This window comes from Campylobacter vicugnae (assembly GCF_002139875.1).
GTDB classification, from domain to species: Bacteria; Campylobacterota; Campylobacteria; order Campylobacterales; family Campylobacteraceae; genus Campylobacter; species Campylobacter vicugnae.
The window spans coordinates 1-4,217 of sequence record NZ_CP018795.1; the positions used below are offsets into that span (position 1 = coordinate 1).

At 29.3% G+C, this 4,217-nt stretch carries 5 protein-coding genes; all 5 read left to right on the forward strand.

Going from position 1 to position 4,217, the window contains the following annotated elements:
- Window positions 1-220 precede the first annotated feature (220 nt).
- The 5 genes from CVIC12175_RS08425 to CVIC12175_RS08685 all read left to right on the forward strand — a co-directional run bounded on the left by CVIC12175_RS08425 (window position 221) and on the right by CVIC12175_RS08685 (window position 3,847).
- Window positions 221-1,270 (forward strand): replication initiation protein, encoded by a 1,050-nt coding sequence (locus CVIC12175_RS08425; RefSeq protein ID WP_192940164.1) that lies wholly within the window; start codon window positions 221-223, stop codon window positions 1,268-1,270.
- Window positions 1,267-1,602 (forward strand): hypothetical protein, encoded by a 336-nt coding sequence (locus tag CVIC12175_RS08430; RefSeq protein ID WP_086316036.1) that lies wholly within the window; start codon window positions 1,267-1,269, stop codon window positions 1,600-1,602. Before CVIC12175_RS08425 ends, CVIC12175_RS08430 begins: the two co-directional genes overlap by 4 nt.
- Window positions 1,603-1,831: 229 nt before the next feature.
- On the forward strand, window positions 1,832-2,146 hold the full coding sequence (locus CVIC12175_RS08435) for a hypothetical protein (RefSeq protein WP_086257432.1): 315 nt from the start codon (window positions 1,832-1,834) through the stop codon (window positions 2,144-2,146).
- Window positions 2,133-2,399, forward strand: coding sequence for a type II toxin-antitoxin system RelE/ParE family toxin (locus CVIC12175_RS08440; RefSeq protein ID WP_086257431.1), 267 nt, complete (start codon window positions 2,133-2,135; stop codon window positions 2,397-2,399). Before CVIC12175_RS08435 ends, CVIC12175_RS08440 begins: the two co-directional genes overlap by 14 nt.
- A complete protein-coding gene (locus tag CVIC12175_RS08685) occupies window positions 2,399-3,847 on the forward strand; it encodes a mobilization protein (protein WP_236861112.1) in 1,449 nt (482 codons plus the stop codon). The genes CVIC12175_RS08440 and CVIC12175_RS08685 overlap by 1 nt, the downstream gene beginning before the upstream one ends.
- Window positions 3,848-4,217 lie beyond the last annotated feature (370 nt).

The window sequence follows — 4,217 nt, forward strand, 5'->3', positions numbered from 1 at the left end:
TGTTGCGAATATTTCTTTTAAAAAATATTTCTTAATATTTAGACATATTCAAATTACCATAAAATCGATATTTGAGAGTGAGAAAAAGAACTTTTTGTCCGTCAAAAAGAACTTTTTGTCCGTCAAATTTTAACAAAAAAGAACTTTTTGTCCGTCAAAAAGAACTTTTTTGACAAAGGTTCTTTTTTATGTTATAATGTCAAGAGTCAAGGGGGTATTTATGAAAAAAGAGATTAAAGAGCTATCAGATAGAGCTATTATCACTAAATCAAACTCAATGCTAAGTGCAAAATACACATTAGACGCATTAGAACAAAAAATTATACTCTTAGCAATTTGTCAAATAGATAGCGTAAATGATGAAAAATTTTGTAAATTTAGTTGTAGCATATCTGAACTACAAGAGCGTATAGGTGTAGAGCTAAATTATTCTAGATTTAGAACATTTGCCAAAAATATCTTAAAGAAACCATTAGAAATTTATGAACCTGAAACCGATGAATATATCGCTTGTAATTGGTTTTCAGCTTTTAAATATAAAGTCAAACAAGGAATTATAGAATTTGAAATGAGTCCAACCTTAATCCCTTATTTATTGCAATTAAAAAATAATTTTAGCCATTATAGCATCGAAAATGTTATTAAATTTAATGGCAAATATAGCTTTAGATTTTACGAATTAGCGATACAAATGAGAAATCAAAAAAATAAACAAGCACTTTTTAATTTAGATGAATTATACGAGATATTGCAACTACCAACAAGTTTAAGAGACTATTCAAAATTTAAAATAAAAGTGTTAGAACCTGCATTAAATGAAATAAATGAGACTAGCGATATCGTTATAGAATATGAGCCAACAAAAAAAATTGGTAAGCGAATTATAGAAATATCAATAAAGATGAATTTTAAAGAGCAATTAGCAAAGCAAACCGAAAAAGCAAGAGCTAAAAAAGCCTATGATAAATATGTAGGCAAAGTTTTATTATACTATGATAATTTATATCTAATTGAAAGCGTAGAAGATAATAGCTATCGAACAGACTGCAAGATTATGGCGATAGTAAGAGACTATGATTGTATATCAAAAAAAGTTAGCGATGATGTTAGTCGAACTGATTTTTTTAATTTAGCTGATTTAGAATTAGCGATACAAAAGGGTAAAGCCGAAGTTGAATATCGTAGAGCAAATAAAGACAAATATCAAAGACGAGATGAAACAGAACAAGTAACAAATTTATTAAGCCAATTATTTAAGGAGACAAAATGACCGAAAAAAAATTAACAGACTTACTTCACAATCTAGATTTAGAGAGTAAAGACTTACAATCGCAAAGAGAAAATTTATACGCCCAATTAGAGCAAATTGAAACTCAATTAAATGATATAGAAAAAAAATCCAACTCTATAAAATTATCCTTGATGAAGTCGTGGGGCAGTGAGCTAAATTTAGATATAAAGATTGATGAAAATTTATTATTAAGCGATGATGAACTATTGCCAAAAATCGAACAAACTGAAAGCGAAAATTCAAGCGATGATAGTAAAAAAGATTTAGATACAAATTTGGCAGATTTAAGCGAATTAATGAAAGATATGTAAAGATAAAATTATTTAGATAAATATTAACGAGCTTGTCGAGTGATATATTTATCTAGATAGCTCCACGCTAGTGGCAAATTACCACTCATAAAATGGCAATAGCCTTTTATGTTTGGATAATTTGCAAATTATCCAAACAATGGCACTGCCATAAGTTAGATAATTTGCTTTTTTACTTGACTTTAGCTCAACAAGTTCGCTATAATTTCAAGTAAAAAAGGGGGAAGATATGACACAAGCTCAAATCGATAATGCAGACTATCTTTATATTGAAAAGCTAAAAGAAAAAAGCGAAAGACAACTTAAAGTAATGCTTGATACTTTAGAAAAAGAAACAATAAAAATCGCAGCCGAAAAAACAAGAATAGAAAATAAATTAAAAGAAAAAATCAAAAAGAGCCACTTTGTAAAAGATGCATTGATGGAAAAATGGAGAACTCCAAGTAAAGAGCTTTTAGAAGCAATAAATGAAGTAAAAAATAATGAAGTAATATCATTTGACAATCATAAAGACGCTATGGAATATTTAAATGCTGAAAATTGAATTTGCTAAGTCATTTAAAAAATCATATAAGAAATTAAATCAAAAAGAAAGAGAATTATTTGAAAATATTTCATTTAAATTAGCAAATAATGAAACCTTAGAAGCAAAATACAAAGACCACGCCTTAAAGGGCGATTTAATAGGCTTTAGAGAGTGTCATTTAAAGCCAGATTTATTACTAATTTATCAAAAACAAGATGATAAATTAATTTTGTATTGTTTAAATATAGGCTCACATAGCGAGTTATTTTAATGAGTGCTATATCAAGCATAAATTTTAAAAAATCAAATGCGATACAAACAAGGCACAATGATAGAGATTTACCGCCAAGCTATCTAATATCTGATATTGGTTGCGAAGTAAATAGAACGCATAAAGAAGCATTAAAATTAAGAAATGAAATTATAGAAAATGCGATTAACGCATATAACAAAAATAAATCTCCAAAGGCTCCAAATTTTAAAGCTAAAAGTTATGAGTGGAGTGCAGTTGTAAATATTAAGCCTGATACCACAATGCAAGATTTAGAACGATTAGCTAAGCATTTTGAAACTAAATACGGATTTCAATGCTATCAAATCGCAATTCATCGAGATGAAGGCTATATCGAAAACGGAGAAAAGCATATAAACCATCACGCTCACTTAGAATTCATAACTCTAGACAAACAAACTGGAAAAAATATGTATCGCAGAGAGCTTATCAATCCAAAAATTTTACGCCAAATTCAAACCGAAGTGGCTGAAATTTTAGGTATGGAGCGTGGAATAGATAAGCGAATTTCAAAGCGTGAAAGAGTAGAGCCACGCAAATACGCTCAGATGAAAGAAGCTGAACGCAAAGAACAAGCTAAACTAAAAGCAGAGCATAAACAAGAGCTAGAGAGCAAAGAAGCAGAACTAAAATTTAAAGACACTAAACTAGAACAAGAAAAGCTAAGCAGTAAAGAGATTAAAGCATATATAGAGCAATTTCGCAAAGATTGCACTGGTAAAGATTTGCCAAAGGAATTTTTTAGAGATATCAGCAATTTAAAAAAACAAGCAGAGCCAACAACAAAAGAATTTTTAGATGATACCTTAAACTCTTTATTGCAAAATTATTTGAAAGAAAAAGAGAAAAATATAGAGCTAGAAACTAAAAATAAAGAGATAGAGACTGAAATTCTATCTAAGCAAGAATTAGAAATAGAATTTCAAAATATCATCAAGCGACACGAAGCAGAAATAGAAAAATTAAAACAGCAAAAATCAGAGCTAGAAGCTAAATTGAAAGAATTTAACTTAGAACAAGAACAAAAAGAAAAGAGCCCAGCCCAAATCGATTTAAATTTTATCAATAAAATTGAAAATACTCGATTTATGGATAACAAAGATGATATATATAGCTTATACTCTACTTTAGGCAAATACGGACTTATAGACCAACAAAAATATTTAGAAACAAAGCTAAGAGAGCCAAAAATATCAACTCCACAAGACTATATCAGAGATGTTAAAGAAAAGATATTAAGCACAATTGAACAAGATAAAAACAAAGCCATAGATACAGAGCTTAATAAACTTATACAAGAGAACAAAGAGCTAAGAGAAGAAAACGCTGAATTAATTAGGCAAAATAATTTCTATAAAAGTTCTAGAAGTAACAAAAATCAACAACAGCAAAATAAACAAAGTCAGCAACATGGTTTGAGTAGATAGCTCATAAACGCACAAAATAGCCCTTAAAATCCAAAATAATATTAAATCTATATCTAACTATACCTTTACCCCCTTTTTTAATTTAAAGCGTATTTTTGAGCTAAAAAACATAAATCCCAAAAAAACACTTATACCCCATAATATTTTATTCTAAATATGTGCAACTTGCATTGAGCGAACAAAGTGAGCGATTAGTATGCAAGTTGGTGAGCGTAGCGAACATACGCGGGTCGGCTTTTTTGAGCGAAAGCGAAAAAATGCCAGGAAGCAAGCCCGCCCCGAATTTAGATTGAGCGAAGCGAAATCGATGAAAAAAAAGAAAAATTTTTTGAAAAAATTAAAGCGAAAAAAACGAAAATGCGAAAAAGTC

What these genes read in the sequence shown, in the direction of transcription:
- CVIC12175_RS08435 (WP_086257432.1), top strand. Translation starts at nt 1,832, where the DNA reads ATGACACAAGCTCAAATCGATAATGCAGACTATCTTTATATTGAAAAG.
- CVIC12175_RS08425 (WP_192940164.1), top strand. Translation starts at nt 221, where the DNA reads ATGAAAAAAGAGATTAAAGAGCTATCAGATAGAGCTATTATCACTAAA.
- CVIC12175_RS08685 (WP_236861112.1), top strand. Translation starts at nt 2,399, where the DNA reads ATGAGTGCTATATCAAGCATAAATTTTAAAAAATCAAATGCGATACAA.
- CVIC12175_RS08430 (WP_086316036.1), top strand. Translation starts at nt 1,267, where the DNA reads ATGACCGAAAAAAAATTAACAGACTTACTTCACAATCTAGATTTAGAG.
- CVIC12175_RS08440 (WP_086257431.1), top strand. Translation starts at nt 2,133, where the DNA reads ATGCTGAAAATTGAATTTGCTAAGTCATTTAAAAAATCATATAAGAAA.